Origin of the sequence: Micromonospora sp. NPDC049114 (genome assembly GCF_040648635.1) — a bacterium.
Lineage (GTDB): Bacteria > Actinomycetota > Actinomycetes > Mycobacteriales > Micromonosporaceae > Micromonospora.
Genome location: NZ_JBEZEA010000003.1, coordinates 330,823 through 348,963, shown reverse-complemented (window position 1 = coordinate 348,963; position 18,141 = coordinate 330,823). Strand labels below are relative to the sequence as shown.

At 71.2% G+C, this 18,141-nt stretch carries 18 protein-coding genes; 9 read left to right on the top strand and 9 right to left on the bottom strand.

What is annotated here, in order from left to right:
* The first annotated feature begins 21 nt into the window (after window positions 1-21).
* On the top strand, window positions 22-711 hold the full coding sequence (locus AB0B39_RS14445; protein WP_357574529.1) for a phosphotransferase: 690 nt from the start codon (window positions 22-24) through the stop codon (window positions 709-711).
* Window positions 712-789: 78 nt separating this feature from the next.
* Here AB0B39_RS14445 and AB0B39_RS14440 read toward each other — a convergent pair whose 3' ends face one another.
* The 3 genes from AB0B39_RS14440 to AB0B39_RS14430 all read right to left on the bottom strand — a co-directional run bounded on the left by AB0B39_RS14440 (window position 790) and on the right by AB0B39_RS14430 (window position 3,510).
* The gene (locus AB0B39_RS14440) at window positions 790-1,671 is read right to left on the bottom strand and encodes a fructosamine kinase family protein (RefSeq protein ID WP_357574528.1); all 882 of its coding nucleotides are present in this window, start codon (window positions 1,669-1,671) and stop codon (window positions 790-792) included.
* Between the two features lie 91 nt (window positions 1,672-1,762).
* Window positions 1,763-2,410 carry a response regulator transcription factor gene (locus tag AB0B39_RS14435; protein ID WP_234587609.1) on the bottom strand — a complete coding sequence of 216 codons (648 nt, stop codon included), beginning with the start codon at window positions 2,408-2,410 and terminating at the stop codon, window positions 1,763-1,765.
* Window positions 2,407-3,510, bottom strand: coding sequence for a sensor histidine kinase (locus tag AB0B39_RS14430; protein ID WP_357574527.1), 1,104 nt, complete (start codon window positions 3,508-3,510; stop codon window positions 2,407-2,409). The genes AB0B39_RS14435 and AB0B39_RS14430 overlap by 4 nt, the downstream gene beginning before the upstream one ends.
* 141 nt (window positions 3,511-3,651) lie before the next feature.
* Between AB0B39_RS14430 and AB0B39_RS14425 the strand changes: the two genes are divergently transcribed.
* On the top strand, window positions 3,652-4,245 hold the full coding sequence (locus AB0B39_RS14425) for a CDP-alcohol phosphatidyltransferase family protein (RefSeq protein WP_357574526.1): 594 nt from the start codon (window positions 3,652-3,654) through the stop codon (window positions 4,243-4,245).
* Complete coding sequence (locus AB0B39_RS14420; RefSeq protein ID WP_357574525.1) at window positions 4,242-4,712, top strand: VTT domain-containing protein; 471 nt, start codon at window positions 4,242-4,244, stop codon at window positions 4,710-4,712. The genes AB0B39_RS14425 and AB0B39_RS14420 overlap by 4 nt, the downstream gene beginning before the upstream one ends.
* Window positions 4,713-4,952: 240 nt before the next feature.
* Here AB0B39_RS14420 and AB0B39_RS14415 read toward each other — a convergent pair whose 3' ends face one another.
* Entirely contained in the window at window positions 4,953-5,486 is a 534-nt protein-coding gene (locus AB0B39_RS14415; RefSeq protein ID WP_357574524.1) for a hypothetical protein, read from the bottom strand.
* Between the two features lie 108 nt (window positions 5,487-5,594).
* Between AB0B39_RS14415 and AB0B39_RS14410 the strand changes: the two genes are divergently transcribed.
* The 4 genes from AB0B39_RS14410 (at window position 5,595) to AB0B39_RS14395 (ending at window position 9,023) form a co-directional block, all read left to right on the top strand.
* A complete protein-coding gene (locus tag AB0B39_RS14410) occupies window positions 5,595-6,017 on the top strand; it encodes a GNAT family N-acetyltransferase (protein ID WP_357495417.1) in 423 nt (140 codons plus the stop codon).
* A 70-nt stretch (window positions 6,018-6,087) separates the two neighbouring features.
* Entirely contained in the window at window positions 6,088-6,579 is a 492-nt protein-coding gene (locus AB0B39_RS14405; RefSeq protein ID WP_357574523.1) for a YcxB family protein, read from the top strand.
* 387 nt (window positions 6,580-6,966) lie between these two features.
* Window positions 6,967-8,256: a cellulose-binding domain-containing protein gene (locus tag AB0B39_RS14400; RefSeq protein WP_357574522.1), complete on the top strand. Its 1,290-nt coding sequence runs from the start codon at window positions 6,967-6,969 to the stop codon at window positions 8,254-8,256.
* Between the two features lie 155 nt (window positions 8,257-8,411).
* On the top strand, window positions 8,412-9,023 hold the full coding sequence (locus tag AB0B39_RS14395) for a YdeI/OmpD-associated family protein (protein ID WP_357574521.1): 612 nt from the start codon (window positions 8,412-8,414) through the stop codon (window positions 9,021-9,023).
* A 111-nt stretch (window positions 9,024-9,134) separates the two neighbouring features.
* Here the strand turns inward: AB0B39_RS14395 and AB0B39_RS14390 are convergent, their stop codons facing one another.
* The 5 genes from AB0B39_RS14390 to AB0B39_RS14370 all read right to left on the bottom strand — a co-directional run bounded on the left by AB0B39_RS14390 (window position 9,135) and on the right by AB0B39_RS14370 (window position 14,133).
* The gene (locus AB0B39_RS14390; protein ID WP_357495405.1) at window positions 9,135-9,437 is read right to left on the bottom strand and encodes a transcriptional regulator; all 303 of its coding nucleotides are present in this window, start codon (window positions 9,435-9,437) and stop codon (window positions 9,135-9,137) included.
* 3 nt (window positions 9,438-9,440) lie between these two features.
* Complete coding sequence (locus AB0B39_RS14385) at window positions 9,441-9,896, bottom strand: hypothetical protein (RefSeq protein ID WP_357495403.1); 456 nt, start codon at window positions 9,894-9,896, stop codon at window positions 9,441-9,443.
* A 148-nt stretch (window positions 9,897-10,044) separates the two neighbouring features.
* Window positions 10,045-10,797, bottom strand: a complete 753-nt coding sequence (locus tag AB0B39_RS14380) for a GNAT family N-acetyltransferase (protein ID WP_357574520.1) — start codon at window positions 10,795-10,797, stop codon at window positions 10,045-10,047.
* Window positions 10,798-10,801: 4 nt separating this feature from the next.
* A complete protein-coding gene (locus AB0B39_RS14375) occupies window positions 10,802-11,806 on the bottom strand; it encodes a sigma-70 family RNA polymerase sigma factor (protein WP_357574519.1) in 1,005 nt (334 codons plus the stop codon).
* Between the two features lie 263 nt (window positions 11,807-12,069).
* Window positions 12,070-14,133, bottom strand: coding sequence for a glycogen debranching N-terminal domain-containing protein (locus AB0B39_RS14370; protein ID WP_357574518.1), 2,064 nt, complete (start codon window positions 14,131-14,133; stop codon window positions 12,070-12,072).
* A gap of 594 nt (window positions 14,134-14,727) precedes the next feature.
* Here AB0B39_RS14370 and AB0B39_RS14365 point away from each other — a divergent pair.
* Together AB0B39_RS14365 and AB0B39_RS14360 are read left to right on the top strand one after the other, a co-directional pair.
* Window positions 14,728-16,044, top strand: a complete 1,317-nt coding sequence (locus AB0B39_RS14365) for a cellulose binding domain-containing protein (protein ID WP_357574517.1) — start codon at window positions 14,728-14,730, stop codon at window positions 16,042-16,044.
* A gap of 553 nt (window positions 16,045-16,597) precedes the next feature.
* The gene (locus AB0B39_RS14360) at window positions 16,598-18,139 is read left to right on the top strand and encodes a non-reducing end alpha-L-arabinofuranosidase family hydrolase (protein ID WP_357574516.1); all 1,542 of its coding nucleotides are present in this window, start codon (window positions 16,598-16,600) and stop codon (window positions 18,137-18,139) included.
* Window positions 18,140-18,141: the final 2 nt, after the last annotated feature.

The following is an 18,141-nucleotide window of genomic DNA, read 5'->3' as shown; positions in this document are numbered from 1 at the left end:
TGCGTCGGTTACTGTCGCAGCGTGACGGACGCGGTCCCTCTGGCATCGGGCCGAGACGCTGACGTCTTCGCCATCGACGATCGGCGCGTCCTTCGCCGCTACCGCCACGGCGGTGACGTGGCCGCCGAGGCCGCGGTCATGGGGTACGTGGCCGGTCTCGGGTTCCCGGTACCCACCGTCCATCAGGCGCGCGGTGCCGATCTCGTCATGGAACGACTGGACGGGCGCACCATGCTGTCGGCGCTCCTGGCCGGTGAGGTGGATGCCGTTGAGGCGGCCACGTGTCTGGCGGATCTGCAACACCGGCTCCACGCGTTGCCGCCCCGGCTCGGCGAACGCGACGACGCCCGGATCCTGCACCTCGACCTGCACCCGGACAACGTCATGCTGACGTCGCGAGGGCCTGTCGTCATCGACTGGCGCAACTCCACCGAGGGGCCGGCGGAGCTCGATGTCGCGCTCTCCGCGGTCATCCTCGCCCAGGTGGCGGTCGAGGAGAACCATCACCTGGCGGCGCCGGCTGCAACGCTGTTGGCAGCGTTCCTCGACCGCGTCGGGGGCGGCCTGCTGACCGTGCTGGACAGCGCCCTGGCGATCCGGCGCAACGATCCGGCTCTCACCGGCCGTGAGCGGGAGCTGCTCGGCGCCGCTGCCGCCCTCATCATCGGTCACCGCTCAGGCCGGGAGACGACGTCGGTCGACGGCGTCTGACGTCCTCATGTCGCGGGCGCCCGCCTGTCCGACGTGGCATCAGTAGGGGATGGGACGCTCGTCGCCGCCGCTTTCTCGTCAGGGACGCTTGCGGAACGGGGCGAGGACGGCGCGGATCTGGTCGGCCGCGCCCCAGTCGTCGTCGAACTGGGCCAGCACGGCGAGGTGTTGCCGCAGCTGGACGATCGGCATCCGGGCCTGCCAGCCGCTGTCGAGCGAGGTCAGGTCGGCGTACACGTCGAACATCCGTCGCGCCTCGGGCGGGGGAGCGGTGGACCACACGTGGGCGAGGTCGACCTCGGCCCACATGTACGACACGGCCGGATCGATCAGCGCGGGCTGCCCGTCCGGAGTGGCCAGGATGTTCTGTGCCCACAGGTCGCCGTGCGTGAGGCAGGCAGGCCGGTCCGGCAGCAGGTCGGGCAGGCGGTGACACAAGCGCTCCAGCGCGGCCCGTTCGCCGGCGTCCAGCGCCGCCTCGACGCGGGGCTGCCCGAGCCACCGCAGCAGCCGGTGCTGCGCGAAGAAGGCGTACCCGTCGTCGCTCCACGTGTTGATCTGGCGGCGACGGCCCAGCCAGTTGTCGTGGTGCCATCCGAAGCGGGGATGGGTCGTGCTCGTGTGCAGGTGCGCGAGGACGTGCGCGAACTGCTCCCAGAAGACCTCGCTGCGTGGCCTCGGCTCCAGCATCGACAACACGAGCAGCTCCCGGTCCGCCAGGAGCACCTCGGGTGTCGCCACACCGCCGAGCTCGCGGAGGGCGGCCAGCCCGTCGGCCTCCGCGACGAAGACGTCGTCGGCCGGAGCTTCGGCGAACGCCTTGACGAACACCTGCGGCGCGTCCCGTCGGGTGGCGATGCCCGCGAGCGCCGCGAGGCCGCCCGTCACCGGTTCCACCGCGACGATGTCGGGCATCCTGGGTCGGAGCAGGCGCTCCAGCAGGCCGGTCGTCGAGCGCATCGGGTCCGACTCCTCGGGTGCGGCGGTTCGCGTCGCGCAATCCTAGGCGGCGTACGGCCCCTTGTGGAGGATCAAGGGGGCCATCGAGGGGTCACGGTGTGAGGCCGGCCCGGATCGCCAGGATGGCGGCGCCCACCCGGTCCCGGCTGCCGGTCTTGGCCAGCACGTTGGTGACGTGGGTCTTGACGGTGCTCATCGACAGGTAGAGGCGCTCGGCGATCTCGTTGTTGTTGAGCCCGGCACCGACCAGGGCGAGCACGTCGGTCTCCCGAGGCGTCAGCTGGTAGACCGCCAGGTCCACGCGGGCGGCCGGTCCGGTGGCGCGGAGCCGGTCGAGAACGGCGCCGGTGACCTCGGCGGAGAGGATGGCCTCACCGGCGGCGACGGCGCGTACCGCGGCGATCAGGTCGGCCGCGCCGCACCGCTTGAGGAGGAACCCGCGCGCGCCGGAGGCGATGGCGTCCAGGACGTAGGCGTCGTCGTCGAAGGTGGTCACGACGATCACGGCCGGAGCGTGCGGGATCGCGGCCAGCTCGCGGGTGGCCTGCAGGCCGTCGAGCACCGGCATGCGGATGTCCACGAGGGCGACGTCGATGCGGGGGTCACGACGCACGGCATCGAGGAACTGCCGGCCGTCGGCAGCCTCGACGGCGACGTGGATGTCGGGTTGGGTCCGCAGGATCAGGCTGAAGCCGTCGCGGATCAGCTGCTGGTCGTCGACTATCGCTACCCGGATCACGGGTTCGTCACCGGCAGGTTGACCTGCACCATCGTGCCGCCGCCGGGGCGCTGCGTCAGCTCCCAGCTCCCACCGCGCGCCCGTACGCGCTCCTCGATGCCCAGCAGGCCCGAACCACGCCGGGGTGTCCGGGGCGGCCCGACGCCGTCGTCGCTGACCCGCAGGCGGGCGTGGTCGCCGAGGCGGACCAGTTCGACCCACGCCGCCGTGGCCTTCGCGTGGCGGGCGATGTTGGTGAGGGCCTCCTGGGCGATGCGGTAGGCGGTCAACACGCCGACCTCGTCCAGACCCGGCTCGGGGTCCACGCGTACCCGTACCGTCACGCCCTGCTGGCGCAGCGGCTGCGCGAGCAGTTCGTCGATGTCGGACAGGCGGGGCTGCGCGCTCACCGCGATCGCCGCCTGCGGATCGCGCAGGTGCACGACGAGCGTGTCGAGCTCACTCAGCGCGGTGCGACCGCTGTCCGCGATCGCCCGCAGCGCCGCCCCCGGGTCGGCGCTGAGCTGACCCGCCTCGGCCTGGACCACCATCGCGGTGACGTGGTGACCGACCACGTCATGCAACTCGCGGGCCAGGTTGGTGCGCTGTTCGAGCCAGGCCGCCTGGCCGCGCAGGTCGTCCGCCTCCCAGGTCAGCGCGCGGCCGCGGGACCACGACCGCAGCAGGATCGCCAGGAGATAGCCCACCGTCACGAAGACGAACGGCTGCTCGTACATGCCGCGCCCCGTGAGCAGCGCGGTGGCGAGGGCGCCGGCCGCGCCGAGCAGGCCAGCCAGCCACCCCAGCCACGGACGCCGGGCGGGGTCTTCGCACGTCGAGACGAACACCAGGCAGGCGGCTGCGAGGCCCAACTGCACCGACTCGCCGGTGCTCACGATCGCCACGAACCCGGCGCAGGCCGCGAAGACCAGGGCGCGGTAGCGCTGCCGCAGCGCCGCGGCACCGAGGCCGACGGGCACCACCAGCCACGCCCAGCCCGCCGGCACGGACAGGCCACCCTCGGCGGTCGTGATCACGAGAGCGATGATCAACCCCGCCGCACCGTACGCCAGCCGGCGCACCCGCTCGGGGTCCCGCAACCACTCCCGGATGTCGGTCATCACCTGGACAGTCTCCGCGACCAGTTCAAAGGTCGGCCAGTACCTGGGTACCAGATCGGGCGGCACCCCGGTGCTGCCCCGGCGAGCAGATCGGCACCACGGCACGTTCCGCCGAGACGCGTACCGCACGACGCTTCTGGGGTGACTCTCGTCGACTCCCGCGCCGCCATCAGTGTCGGCCCTCTCCGTACGGTTCCCAACTACATCACCGCCGTCCGCACGGTCGCCGCGGTCACCGTCGGGGTCGCCGCCCTCGTCGCGGGATCGGTGGTATTTCTGGCGGTAGCGTACGGTATTTACTGGATCGGGGACATGCTCGACGGCTGGGCCGCCCGGCGACTCGGGCAGGAGACCCGGGCCGGGGCTGTCCTCGACATCGTGAGCGATCGCGCGTGCACCGCCGTACTCTGCGTGGGCCTGGTCTCCCTCGTGCCCGACGTCGCGGTCGTGGCCCTGGTGTTCCTGCTGTCGTTCCTGGTGCTGGACACCATGCTGTCGCTGGCCTTCCTGTGCTGGCCGGTGCTCAGCCCCAACTACTTCCACCTGGTCGACCGCCGGGTGTGGGCGTGGAACTGGTCGCCCGTGGCCAAGGCCGCCAACACCGCCGGAGTCGTCGGCGCCATCGCGTTCGGCCAGTACCGGCTCGCGCTGGCCGTCGCCGTCGCCGTCGTCGTGGTCAAGCTGTGGTCGGTCGCCGCGGTGGCCCGGCTGCTCGACCGGGACGGCCGGGCGTGAGCAGCCTCGCCGAGGCCGTGGTGGCGCTCGGTTACGGCCTCGCGTCGGCCCTCGTTCCGGTCGTCAACGCGGAGGCGTACGTCGTGGTCGCCGGCCACCGTGGCGGCCCCGTTGTCGTCGCCGTGCTCGCCCTGGCGCTCGGGCAGACCGCCGGCAAGCTGCTCCTGTTCGAATCCGCGCGCCGTGGAACGGGACGGCTGGCCCGCCGGCTCGGGAGACAGCGCGGGTCAGGTCGTACGGCGGCCCGAGCCGCCCGGTGGACCGGGCCGATCCGGCGCTGGCTCTCCCGCCGCCGCACCGCGGTTCCCACAGTTCTGGTCTCCGCCGCGGTCGGGGTCCCACCGCTGGCCGTGGTCAGCGTCGCCGCCGGCACCGTGGGCCTGCGCCGCTGGGAGTTCGCCGCCGCCTGCCTCGTGGGGAGGGTGATCCGTTTCGCCCTCCTCGTCCTGCCGGCGACGCTGACCTGACCCCGTCGTCAGGTGGCCGCACCAGAGCGCGTACGTGTGGATGACCGGCAACCCGCCCGCCACGCGCACCGCCGCCACCTCGATCGACCGGTCCGGGTACGTGTCCCGACAGACCCAGGCGAGGATGTGGCAGGCCCCGGCCGCGAAGAACGCCTGGTCGGTCCGTTCCCAGCGACGCGCTGGTCTGATCGCTCGATCGCGGTCCGGCGAAAGGCTCCCGCTGCCTGCACCACGCGCACGTTAGTGGGTGACACGGGGCCGACGGAGTTCGCGCAGCACGCCGTGGCGGCGCACGGCCCACGCGAGGCGTCGGACGCTCGGGTGCCGCACGAACAGTGCCGCCGCCCGGCGGATCAGGCCGAAGCGGTTGTCGCTGACCTGGTTCTCCATCGCCTGCCAGATCAGCTCGCGCACCTTGGCGCTGTCCAGGGCCGCCCGTACCTCACGGCGTACCGCAGGGTCCTCGGCCGCCGCGGCGATGGCGGCGGCCAGGCCCGGACGGGCCGCAAGCGGCTCCACCGCCGCGGCGACGAGCGGCCGGCGCACCTCGTCCTGCTCCAACAGCAGCAGTACGGCCTCCCGGATCTCGACCGTTTCCAGGCCCGAGCGCAGCAGGCTCAGCAGGCTGCGCTCGACCTCGCCGTCGTGGTCCGGGACGGACAGCGTGGCCAGCAGCAAGGACACCTCGTCGAGGTCGATGAGGTGTCGCACCCCGCTGCGGAACTCCGGCAGCTCCCAGGCGACCTGGAGAGCCCTGACGAGATCGCGGTTCATGCGCCATCCGCTACCCGCAAGCGACGGCCGGCGAAACTCCGCCGGCCTGCCCGGCACGACGGGCCGCTCGGGCGCCCGCCGGTGCCGTGCTCGCCTAGACTCCGACGGGTGGACGTGCGCAAGGGCGGCGTGGCGGACGCGGCGGCGCTCGCGGAACTACGCGGCGTCGACGGACACAAGCTCGGGGCGTACGCGGACTGGGTGGCCGCCCACGCGGAGACCCACCTGCCGTTCGTCGCCGAACTGGACGGCCGTGTGGTCGGAGCCGCCTGGCTCCTCGTCGCCCAGCGGGTGCCCAGCAACGAGTCGATGGGCCGGTGGTACGGCGACGTGCAGTCCGTCGCGGTCCGCGAGGAGTACCGCGGTCGCGGTGTCGGTGGTGCGCTGATCGCCGCGATCCTGGCCGAGGCCCGGACGCGGGGGCTGCTGCACGTCACCGTTCACTCCAGCCGCCGCGCGGTCGACTTCTACCTGCGCAACGGGTTCGTCCACCACCGTGAGCTCCTGCTCTGGGAGCCGCCCGCCTCTTGACCGGACGGGTATCCCGCACGGGCGACGGGTCCGGCGGTGCCCGGGGCGGTCGGGGAACTATCGTGCTGGGGTGCACATCCGTTTCGACGTCCCCGCTGATCCCGACTACCCGGGGCGCGTGGCGGCCACGCTCGGCGGTGTTCGGCTGCGCCGGTACAGCTACGTCGGCGCGGTGCTGGCGGCGGTGGGGGTGATCGGTCTGGTCGTCTCGCGCGGATTCGCGTCCGGCGAGCGGTCGACACCGCTGTGGATGGCGTTGCTCGTGGGCGGCGTGCTGTCGATGCTGTACCTGCCGTGGGTGCGGTGGCGCGCACGTCGCCGCTCCGGTCGTTACGCCGTCGAGGGCGGCTACGACATCACCGACGACAACATCATGATGCGCAGCGGCTCGGAGTCCGGTGGTATCGCGTGGGACGGCGTCGCCCAGGTGAAGGACACCCCGGACTTCTGGATCGTGTACGTCGGGCGGATGCCGGCGACCGTGATCCCCCGGTGGTTGATGTCCGCCGAGGATGCCGAGACGCTGCGGGCCTTCATGGCCAACCGCGGGCTGCTCCGCTAGGCGCGACCTCGTGTGCCGCGTCGCGGCGGGCAGAGCACGGCGAGGACCCGACGTTTCAGGATCGGTGTCGGGGCTGGGCGGGGAAGCGCAGGTACTCCGGCCGGTCGAACGGGTTGCCCTCGGTGCGGGGCCGGTGCGGCGGGCCGCCGGACACCCTTGATTCGATAGGAATCTGTCAATAGATTGAGGGCGGGCGCCGCCGAGGTCCGGGCAACCGGGCCGTCGGCGACTGACAGGTCCACCCCGAGCCGGGCACGTCGGTCGTACGCATCGACCAGTCGCTGTGGCGCATCGCCGCGCCGCACCCGGCGCGTTTTGCCGCGCCGCGTCCGTCACGGACGCGCGCTGCCGCGCCGATTCCCCAGCTTGATGGCAGAAGGACTTCTCATGACGATTCTCCGCGCCCGCCCCGCCCCGACCCTGGCGGTCGTCGCCGCGCTGGCCGCCGCCGTGACCGCGACCGGAACGGCAGTGCTCGTGGTGCCCGCCGCGGCTGCCCAGGGCTGCCGGGTCGACTACACGCCCAACCAGTGGCCCGGCGGCTTCACCGCCAACGTCAAGGTCACCCCCGGCGACAGCGCCGTCTCCAGTTGGACCGTCACCTGGACGTACGCCGGGGACGAGCGCGTCACGAACGGCTGGAACGCCACGGTCAGCCAGTCCGGATCGACGGTGACCGCCCGCAACATGTCGTACAACGGCAGCATCCCGGCCGGCGGCGCCACCGAGTTCGGCGTGCAGGGCACGTACGGCACCAGCGGCGGCTCGCCGAGCGGGTTCAGTCTGAACGGCGTGCCGTGCAACGGCACCGGGCCGACCCCGACGACCGGCGTGCCCACCACGCCGCCACCGACGACGCCTCCGCCCACGACGCCGCCGCCGACCACCCCGCCGCCGACCACGCCTCCACCGACCACCCCGCCGCCGACGACGCCTCCGCCCACGACGCCTCCGCCGACGACGCCACCGCCCACCACACCGCCGCCGGCCGGGTGTGCCGGTGCGGTGCTCTGCGACGGCTTCGAGAACCAGACGGGCTCGACGCCGTCGGGTGACTGGACGGTGGTGAACCCGGACTGTTCCGGCGCCGGCACGGCCACCATCGACACGACCACCACGCACAGCGGCAGCCGGGCGGTCCGGATCAACGGCGCGGCCGGGTACTGCAACCACGTCTTCATCAGGTCCACCAAGAACCTCAGCAGCGTGGGCAGTGTGCGGTACGGCCGGATCTGGGTGCGGCACACCACCGCCCAGCCCACCGACCACACGACCATGATGGCGATGGCCGACGCCGCCGACGGCAACAGGGACCTGCGGATGGGCGGCCAGAACGCTGCCCTGCAATGGAACCGCGCCTCCGACGACGCGACCCTGCCCGAGCAGAGCCCGGCCGGGGTGGCGCAGAGCGTGCCGCTTCCCACCAACCGGTGGACCTGCCTGGAGTTCATGGTGGACGGCTCGGCCGGTCAGCTGCGTACCTGGCTGGACGGCACGGCGATCGCGGGGCTGACCGCGGACGGCGTACCGACGCACGACATCGACGGCCAGTGGTACAACCGCACCTGGCGTCCGCAGCTCACCGACCTGAAGCTCGGCTGGGAGAGCTACGGCAACGGGGCCGACACCCTCTGGTACGACGACGTCGCGGTCGGGTCCAGCCGGATCGGCTGCTGACCCTCCGGAACCTGGCAGGAGACAGCTGGATGTGCCAAGGGTGTGGCCCGGTCGACGTGTCACACCCTTGGCCGTTCCGACTGCCCCGGCCGGCGGTCGGGTCGGGACGTCCACCGACAGCCGTAGCTGTCACAGGGCGGCGATAGCCTGCTGCCATGGCGAGCGCCGAACTGGAAGAGTTGATCGTCACGGACGCCGGCGCGCTGCGCGCATGGTTGTCGGAGAACCACGCCACGTCGCCCGGCGTCTGGCTCGCCCTGACCAAGAAGGGCGGCACGGTCACCACGCTGACCTGGCAGCATGCGGTCGACGAGGCGCTGTGTTTCGGCTGGATCGACGGGCAGGCCCGCAAGCGGGACGAGCAGTCCTCCTGGATCCGGTTCACCCCTCGCCGGGCCCGCAGTGTCTGGTCCCGACGCAACGTCGAAAACGTCGCCCGGCTCGAGGCGGAGGGACTGATGATGCCCGCGGGCCGCGCGGTGGTGGAGGCCGCGAAGGCCGACGGCCGGTGGGCCGCCGCGTACGCCCCGCCGTCGGAGGCCGAGGCGCCGGCCGACCTGCTCGCCGCCATCGCCGCCGAACCCGCCGCCCAGGCCATGTTCGACGTGCTCACCAAGGCCAACAGGTTCGCGCTCATCTACCGCCTCAACGCCGTCAAACGGGCGGAGACCCGCGAGCGGAAGATCGGCGAGTTCGTCGCCATGCTGGCCCGCCACGAGACCGTCTATCCGCAGAAGGCCCGGCCGGCGGGCGCCCCGCCTTCGTGATCACGGCGCTCCGCTGGCCCCAACCCGGGGCGTCGAACAGGTCCGCCCGGCCGCGCGCCGCGACAACGACGTCCGCCGACCGTACGCGCCCGGGGAACGGCGAAAGCGCTCTCAGTCGGCGCCGTCCACGCGGGCGGCGATCTCGCGCAGGGCGGCGATGTGGGCGCTCAGGGCGGCCCGACCGGCCGTGGAGAGGTTGATCCAGGTCCGTGGGCGCTTGCCCACGTAGCCCTTGCGTACCTCCACGTACCCGCCGTCGCTCAACGTCGAGATCCGCTTCGACAGGGCGGAGTCGCTGAGCTCCACGGCGTCGCGGACGAACGCGAACTCGGCCCACTCGGTCCCCGCCAGCAGCGCCAGGATGGCCAGCCGGGTGGGATCGAGCAGGGCCGGGTCCAGCTTCGGGTCGGCCACCGGTCAGGCCGTGCGGGTGAGCACGCGGTGCTGCCACCACGGGCCGGCGGCGGCCAGCAGGACACCGATGATCACGCCGCTCCACAGCCAGACGTGCGGGACGTCCAGAGCGGTGGCGAGCGCGGTGCCGCCGATCAGCAGGGCCAGCACCAGTGCCGACCACAGCAGGCTGGCCGGGCTGGGGACGATGCGCGGGCGCACCGGCCGGCGCAGCAGGGTTGCGCCCCACCGGGTGTTGCCCGCCATGGAGAGCAGCAGCAGCAGGATGACGATTGTGGTGCCGTACGTGCGCACGAAGTCCGGATACCGGTCCGCGAGGACTCCGTAGGCCGCGACGAGGACACCGGCCCCGAGCCAGGTCCACCGTGACCGACTGGCGGCCGCTACGGTCTGGCCCCGCCGCCGGTCGACGTCCTGCAGAGCCCGTCGTGCCTCTTCGGGCGTCGGAGTGGTGCTCATCAGGCAGCTCCTCGGGGTGGGGAAAGTACTTGCTCGTACGGAAAGCTAACACTCACTTTCCGTACGAGCAAGTACTTGCCGGGGCGGGAGGTCCCGGGTGGCAGCGCTGCCGCCCGACAGTCATGGACCGGGCGGCAGCGCTGGGGAGTCACTCCGGGAGCTGGTAGAGGCGGTAGCGGGCGACGGTCTCGAAGCCGATCTGCCGGTACACCGGCTCGCCCTCGCTGCTCGCCTGGAGCGTGACGATCTGCCGTCCCGAGGCGCGGGTGAGGCGCAGCGCCTCGCGGGTGAGCGCCGTGGCGATGCCCCGCCGACGGAAATCGGGGTCGGTGGCGATGCAGTACAGAGCGCCGATGTTGGTGCCGAGCGACAGGGTGCACGTGCCGACGGTGCGGCCGTCGATCGTGCCCGCGAGGCGGACCACGTCCGGGTAGGCGAAGTTCAGCTCCCGGTCGACGGCGAGCCCGGGATCCCCGGGGAGGCCGAGCGGCCCGGCGTACGCGCCGACGTACTCCCGCATCTCGGACGGGTCGGCGACGTGCCGGATTCGCAGGTCGCTCGGCGCATCGACCTCGGCCACGGTGGTCACGTCCACCGCCATCACGGGCATGTCGGCGATCTGCTTCGCGCCGCGGTCGAGCAGGCCCTCGGCGGTGCCCTCGTCGCTGTCCGCCCCCACCCACCAGCCCCAGTGCGAGCCGGTCAGGTGCTTCCTCGCCTCCGTGATCGCCTCGTCGAGTGGCAGACCGCGGACGCGAAGGACCCCGTTGAGCAGCGGGTGCGCAATGTCGGTGCGATAGGTGGGCAGGTCGGTGTCGGGGTCGGTGCCCGCCCAGCCGCACCAGTACCGGCGGTTGGCGGCGAGTTGCGGTTCCAGGTCGTGGATGGAGTACGTGGTCATACCCTCAGGACATCGCTGGGCTGGCAGAAGTTCGATTCGCCGCGGAAGAAATCTCCGGCCGGGCCGGCCGCGGGGTGTGCAGGAGGCGCACCTCGCGTACCAGGCCCCCTTTCTCCCGGAGCAGCCAGGTCGCGCCGGGTGGGCAGTGGAACGGGTCCTCCGGCGGGTTGATGAAGGCGTTCTCCCAGATCGTGATGCCGGAGCCGGCCAGCACTCCGGTGATCTTGTGGCTGACACCGAGGTCGTTGTCCTGCCGAATGACCGCGAAGAGTGGTTCCCTCCCGATCGTCCGGGTGCCGTCCGGCCACCAGAAAACCATGTCCTCGGCCCAGCGCGCGGCCACCTTGGTCACGGACGCGCCATCGGCCACCGCCGACAGGATCGTCGCCGCCTCCTCGCGCCGCTCGGCGCGCAGCGTCCCGGCCCCGTCGTGCCGCGCGTCCCGGACGCGGGGGAGGACCTCGGCCAGCTGCCGACGCGCCTCGCTCAGGCGGCTGCGGACGGTGCCGACCGGGGTCCCGCACAGCTCCGCGATCTGCTCGTACGAGTTGTTCTCGGTGAAGTAGCGCAGCAACGCCACCGTCTGGGCGGCCGGCGACAACTGCTGCAGCCCGTGCCAGACCCAGTCCCGCATGGCGCTCTGCTCGATGCGGGCGACCGGGTCGTCGAGCTCCGAGGGGAGCAGGTTCTCACCTGCCACTCCGACCGGCACGGGCCTGCGCGCGCGCAGCATCGTCCGGCAGTTGTTGCGGACGATGGCGTGCAGCCACTGTCGCACCGCGCCGGGATCGCGCAGCTCACCGATCCGGCTGAACGCCGCGATCGCCGCGTCCTGGCAGGCGTCCTCGGCGTCGGGCCCGCCGCCCAGAATGCGGTGGGCCACGGCGAGCATGCCGGCGTAGTGACAGTCGAACAGCAGCGCGAAGCTGCGGGGATCGCCCTGCTGGGCGCCCCGGACCAGCTGCGCCGTGTCGTCGGCCGGCACGGGTCTCGAGGTCGAAAGGAGCATGCCGGAACGCTAGCTCGACCTCCACGAGAAGTGGTCTTCCCCGAATCTCGACAGCCAGGGCCAAAGCGGGCAATGGAAGCCGGGTGACGCGCCGAGCCAGGCACAGACCTGGGCGGTCGAGAGCAACGGCGACCACCCCAAGCTGGCGGACATGGCCGCGTCCGGTCAGGCCGGCCCGAAGGACGTCCGTGACCGAGCACGAGCCGCTCACCGACGCGATCGGCGCGTACCGCGATTTCGATCTGCGCAGCCCCGGGCGCCGCTCAGGCGGAGGAGGGCAGGCGCGAGCCCGAGGCGTCGACGGTCTGCCGCGTCCCGTGCACGGTGACGCCGGTCAGCCGGATGCTCCCCAGTGCCTCGGGGATGCGCGGATCGGTGCCGAGACGGCCGTCGCGGACGTCGAGCCCGAGCATCGACCGCAGGAGCAGCAGGGGTGCGCCGCTGGCCCAGGCCTGGGGATTGCAGGCGGTGGGGTAGGGCACGGGCCGTCGTCCGAGCGATCGGTCGTACCCGGAGAACGCCTCGGGCAGGCGGTAGTCGAAGTGTGCCGCCGCCTCGAGCATCGCCATCGCGATCCGGTTGGCCGCGTCCCGGTGGCCGTACCGGGCGAGCCCGGCCGCGATGATCGAGTTGTCGTGCGGCCACACCGTGCCGAGGTGGTAGCCGATGGGGTTGTATCCCACATCCTCGGTGGACAGGGTCCGGACACCCCAGCCGGAGAACATCGCGTCGGACATCAACTGCCGAGCCACCGCGGCGGCGCGATCGGGCGGGACGATTCCGCTCCACAACAGGTGACCCATGTTCGAGGTCATCGAGTCGATGGGCCGCTTGTCGGCGTCGAGGCCGATCGCGTAGTAGCCGCCGCGCGTCGGCAGCCAGTAGTCACGGTTGAACCGCTCGCGCAGATCGGCGGCCTCGCCACGCAGGCGTCGCGCCAACGGGGCGTCGGCCCACGGCCCGTCGGCGAGTTCCGCGGCGCGGAGCTTGGCGTCGTAGGTGTAGCCCTGGATCTCGCAGGTGGCGACCGGCAGGTCGGGGAGCCTGCTGTCGGCGAACTGCACACCGTCCGGTGAGTCGCGCCAACACTGGTTGCGCATCCCGTCGGGGGAGCGCGTGGCGTACTCGACGTAACCGTCGCCGTCGCGGTCTCCGAATTCGTCGATCCACCGCAGAGCGGCGTCGGCGTTGGGCCGCAACTGCCGCACCAACGCGTCGTCGCCCGTCCACCGCCAGTACTCCGAGAGCAGGATGAGCCACAGCTGGGTGGTGTCGGCCGAGCCGAAGCAGGGGCCGTACGGTGCGATGCCGAGCTGCGTCAGCTCCCCGGAGCGGAACTCGTGCAGGATCTTCCCGGGCTCCTGGTCGCTGAAGTGGTCGACGGTGTTGCCCTGGTGGGCGGCGAGCGTCACCAGCGCACCCCGCGCGACGTCCGGTCCACAGCTGATGCTCTGGTAGGCGGTGACCAGCGTGTCCCGCCCGAACACGGTCAGGAACCAGGGCATCCCGGCGGCCAGCAGGACGACCTTCTCGCCGTTGATCTCCTTGACGATGCGCATCGACAGCAGGTCGGCGGCGGACTTGTGATAGACGTTGCGCAGCAGTTCCGAATCCGCGCTGAGGTCCGGCTTGTTGGCCACCCACCGCGATGCCAGGTCGTCGGCGTCGGGGTCGTGTGCCTCGCCGAAGGCGCGGCCGCGCGGCCGGTAGTCCGCGCCCTGGCAGTTCAGCAGCACGCGCAGCTCGCAGTTCCAGGTGTCACCTCGCCCCAGGTGCACGTCCCAGACCAGCGCGTCGCCTTCGACCTGGTCGGCAGGTGGGTTTGCCTCGACGGTCGTGCCGGCCGACCAGTGCGAGTTCTGGTAGGAGAAGCGCAGGGTCGAGCCGTCCGACAGGTGGGTTCGGCGGATGTCGGCCCGTCTGCTCCGCCCCGCCCGCTTGATCTCGAAGAGGTCGGCGAAGTCCACACCAACATCCAACCGCAGGCGTACGCGGACCGGTTCGGTGCCGAAATACTGCACCGCGATCCGCTCGTGCATGCCGTCTCCGACGAACCGTTCCCGCCGCACGCCGATCCTGTTCGCCTGCAGACCCGGCAACTCCGGATTGGCGAGGAAGAACGCCGCGGAATAGGCATCGACAGCGCTGGCGCTGAGCACGAGTGGGGCGAGTCCGTCGAGAGTCAGCTGCCAACGGCTGAGGTAGCGGGTGTCGTCGTGCACCAGACCGGCGATGGAGTCGCCCGGCACGTCACCTGTCGAATTGGACAACATGAAGGTCCGGCCTTCAAAAATGCCGATGGAGTCCGAGCCCAGTTCCGGGGGCATGTCGCGATTGGCGCCGCCGTGAGCCTGTTCCTGCTGTTGCGTCGGCCGCGAATTCATGGCACCCGCACCTCCCCGTTTGGCAGGGGCGGCCCCGCCGTGCACGTTCGCAGTCTAGGACTCGAAAAGATGACCTCGCTGCGATATCGAAGGGCACTGCCAGCGGCGTCCGCAAACCCGGGGCCGGACCGCTCCGTCCGCTGTGGCCGGTTCCGCGGCACTCGGCCGGTTGAGGATGTTATCGATAACATGCTATCTTTCGGCGCGGGAGCGAAGGGCACGCTCCCAGTCACCTCAGTCAATCGGCAGAGGCACGCCGAGGGCTCTCCCTCGGGCCGCTTCGCCGGTCGGTGACCAGTCCGGGCCGCTCCGCCACTGCCAGGCGACCGCAGGCGGTCGTCGGACGACCCTGGTCCGGCTGCACTCCCCGCTTTCCTTGCCCCGTCACGGACAACCCCGGCAGCGACGGTACGGCCCGTACGCGACCCGTGTGCGCCATCCGGCCCCAGGAGCATGCCGGCCCGCACACCGGTGCGAACCGACTCGTCGACGGCGAGGTGCATGTCCTACGGACGATCAACGGCAAGGAGTCGAGCAATGGTCAAACGGAGACAACTCTTCTCGTTCGTCGCGGCCGCGGTGGTTCTCGCCGCGGCGACAGGTGGTGCGCTGCGCGGCGGATTCGGCACCGAGGCGGTGGCTGCCACCAACGGCACCCTCGCGGCGACCGCGGGCTGCGGCAAGGCGCCCACTCTCACCAGCGGGACGCGCACGATTTCCAGCAGCGGCCAGAATCGCAGCTACATCCTCCAGATCCCGGGCGGTTATGACAGGAACCGTCCGTACCGACTGATCTTCGGCTTCCACTGGCTGAACGGCTCGGCCAACAACGTCGCCTCGGCCGGCTACTACGGGCTGGCGCCGTTGTCGAACAACAGCACGATCTTCGTCGCGCCCCAGGGCATCGACGCCGGTTGGGCCAACACGAACGGTCGGGACCTGACCCTGTTCGACGACATCTCCCGGCAGGTCGAGAACGACCTCTGCGTCGACACGACCCAGCGTTTCGCCCTCGGCTGGAGCTACGGCGGGGCCATGAGCTACGCGGTGGCCTGCGCCCGACCCACAGTCATCCGCGCGGTCACCGTGCTCTCCGGGGCCAACCTCAGCGGCTGTAGCGGCGGCACCCAGCCCGTCGCGTACTTCGGCATCCACGGCATCCACGACAGCGTGCTGAACATCTCCCAGGGCCGGGCGTTGCGCGACACGTTCGTCCGGAACAACGGCTGCACCGCACAGAGCCCGCGCGAGCCCAGCCAGGGCAGCCTCACCCACATCACCACCACCTACTCCGGCTGCCGCGCGGGTTACCCCGTGCAGTGGGCCGCGTTCGACGGCGACCACACCCCGAGTCCGGTCGACGGGTCGTCCAGCCCCAACGACTCCAGGACCTGGACCTCGGCGGAGATCTGGCGATTCTTCAGCCAGTTCCAGTCCACCACGCCGCCGACCACGCCCCCGCCCACCACGCCGCCGCCGACCACGCCTCCGCCGACCACGCCGCCGCCGACCACGCCGCCGCCGACGACGCCGCCGCCGACCGGGGAGCCGGGCAGCTGCGCCGCCACCTACCGGGCAGTCAACAGTTGGCCGGGCGGCTTCCAGGGTGAGGTCACCGTCGCCAACAACACCGCCACCTCCATCAGCGGCTGGACCGTACGCCTGACTCTGGCCAGCGGCCAGGCCATCAGCAGCCTCTGGAACGGCACCAACACGGGCACCACCGGCAACGTCACTGTCCGCAACGCCGCCTACAACGGCGCCCTGGGGCCGAACGCCTCGACCACCTTCGGGTTCACCGCCACCGGCAACGGTGACACCGCGCCCAGCAACGTCACCTGCACGAGCCCCTGACCACTGAGCCCGGGGTCCGGAGCCACCAGCTCCGGGCCCCGGGTCGGGGTTCGACCCGGCGGTCACCGCCACGGCGGGCAGCGTTCGCGCGGCGGGGGCCGTGCGCCGGGTGACGCGAGCTTCGGCGGCACGCCTGTCGGAGTGCCGACGCCCGAGGCGGCCGGGACCAGGTCATGAGTGGACGTCGATGTTAGCGCCAACCATTCCGGATCTTCCGAGGCGTCTTCCCCGTTCGAGGACCGCGGACGGTGTGGCGGCCGCGCATGATCGGCGTCGATCGGTCGCGCCGTGCGTGGGCGCGGGTCGCCGGCTCACCGAAGCGCCAATGTTACGACTTGACGAACAGCATGTTATCGCTCACAGTCGATGGTCAAGGACGGCGGCGGCTACGGCTTACGGGGCGGGCCTGCTCCGCCGACCTTGGTTCAGGCGTGCGTCCACAGCATGCAGGGGATCTTGTTAGCGCGAACATTCCCGACGCATGCACCCGGTCGCGTGTCGCGGTGCGCCCAGCTTCGGGTGACCGTTCGGCTCCTGGTGATTGAGGAGGATCATGTCTGCCTTTGGTAGGTCTCCGTCGACGGCACCGCCCTCGCGGCGGCGAGGGTGGTTGGTGCGGGCAGTGGCCGCCGGCGCGGCAGCGGTGGTGGTCGCCGGCGCCGCAGCGATGGCGGTGTCGTCACCCGCGTCAGCGGCGACTGTGGACACCAGCGCGTGGTACGTGTTGGTGAACCGCAACAGCGGCAAGGCTGTGGACGTGTACAACCTGGCCACGAACGACGGTGCGCGGATCACGCAGTGGACGCGTAACAACGGGAACCAGCAGCAGTGGCAGTTCGTGGACTCCGGAGGTGGTTACTACCGGGTCAAGTCGCGGTTGTCGGGCAAGGTGCTGGACGTCTCCGGCCGCTCGACCGCCAACGGCGGGGCGATCGTGCAGTGGTCCGACAACAACGGCACCAACCAGCAGTTCCGGCTGGCCGACTCGGACAGCGGCTATGTGCGGTTGATCAACCGCAACAGCAACAAGGCGATGGAGGTGCAGGGCGCGTCGACCGCCGATGGTGGCAACATCGTGCAGTACGACGACTGGAACGGCACCAACCAGCAGTGGCAGCTCGTGCGCGTCGACGGCGGGGGCAACCCGACCACGCCGCCGCCCACCACGCCGCCGCCGGGCGGCACGTGTGATCTGCCGTCGTCGTACCGGTGGTCGTCGACCGGCGCGTTGGCGCAGCCGAAGTCGGGCTGGGTGTCACTCAAGGACTTCACCGTCGCCCCGTACAACGGCCGGCAGTTGGTCTACGCGACCACCCACGACTTCGGCTCGTCGTGGGGCTCGATGAACTTCGGCTTGTTCACCAACTGGTCGGACATGGCCTCGGCCAGTCAGAACACGATGAACAGCGGCACCGTCGCGCCGACCCTGTTCTACTTCGCGCCCCGCAACATCTGGGTCCTGGCCTACCAGTGGGGCGGCGCCGCGTTCTCCTACCGCACCTCCACCGACCCGACCAACCCCAACGGCTGGTCCGCGGCGCAGACCCTGTTCACCGGCAGCATCTCCGGCTCGGGCACCGGCCCCATCGACCAGACCCTCATCGCCGACAGCACCACCATGTACCTGTTCTTCGCCGGCGACAACGGCAAGATCTACCGCGCCAGCATGCCGATCGGTAACTTCCCCGGCAACTTCGGCAGCACCTACACCACCATCATGAGCGACTCCACCAACAACCTGTTCGAAGCCGTGCAGGTCTACAAGCTCCAAAACCAGAACCGCTACCTCATGCTCGTCGAGGCCATCGGCTCGCAGGGCCGCTACTTCCGCTCCTTCACCGCCACCAGCCTCGGCGGCACCTGGACCCCCCAGGCCGCCACCGAGAGCAACCCCTTCGCCGGCAAAGCCAACAGCGGCGCCACCTGGACCAACGACATCAGCCACGGCGAGCTGATCCGCACCAGCGCCGACCAGACCTTCACCGTCGACCCCTGCAACCTGCAACTGCTCTACCAGGGCCGATCCCCGTCCTCCAACGGTGTCGACTACGGCCTGCTGCCGTACCGACCGGGCCTGCTCACCCTGCAACGCTGACC

Bases quoted from the DNA above. Each gene is read 5' to 3' on its own strand.
- AB0B39_RS14385 (WP_357495403.1), bottom strand. From the start codon at position 9,896: ATGAGCACCACTCCGACGCCCGAAGAGGCACGACGGGCTCTGCAGGAC.
- AB0B39_RS14415 (WP_357574524.1), bottom strand. From the start codon at position 5,486: ATGAACCGCGATCTCGTCAGGGCTCTCCAGGTCGCCTGGGAGCTGCCG.
- AB0B39_RS14370 (WP_357574518.1), bottom strand. From the start codon at position 14,133: ATGCCCCCGGAACTGGGCTCGGACTCCATCGGCATTTTTGAAGGCCGG.
- AB0B39_RS14360 (WP_357574516.1), top strand. From the start codon at position 16,598: ATGTCTGCCTTTGGTAGGTCTCCGTCGACGGCACCGCCCTCGCGGCGG.
- AB0B39_RS14430 (WP_357574527.1), bottom strand. From the start codon at position 3,510: ATGACCGACATCCGGGAGTGGTTGCGGGACCCCGAGCGGGTGCGCCGG.
- AB0B39_RS14380 (WP_357574520.1), bottom strand. From the start codon at position 10,797: ATGACCACGTACTCCATCCACGACCTGGAACCGCAACTCGCCGCCAAC.
- AB0B39_RS14375 (WP_357574519.1), bottom strand. From the start codon at position 11,806: ATGCTCCTTTCGACCTCGAGACCCGTGCCGGCCGACGACACGGCGCAG.
- AB0B39_RS14365 (WP_357574517.1), top strand. From the start codon at position 14,728: ATGGTCAAACGGAGACAACTCTTCTCGTTCGTCGCGGCCGCGGTGGTT.
- AB0B39_RS14395 (WP_357574521.1), top strand. From the start codon at position 8,412: ATGGCGAGCGCCGAACTGGAAGAGTTGATCGTCACGGACGCCGGCGCG.
- AB0B39_RS14400 (WP_357574522.1), top strand. From the start codon at position 6,967: ATGACGATTCTCCGCGCCCGCCCCGCCCCGACCCTGGCGGTCGTCGCC.
- AB0B39_RS14440 (WP_357574528.1), bottom strand. From the start codon at position 1,671: ATGCGCTCGACGACCGGCCTGCTGGAGCGCCTGCTCCGACCCAGGATG.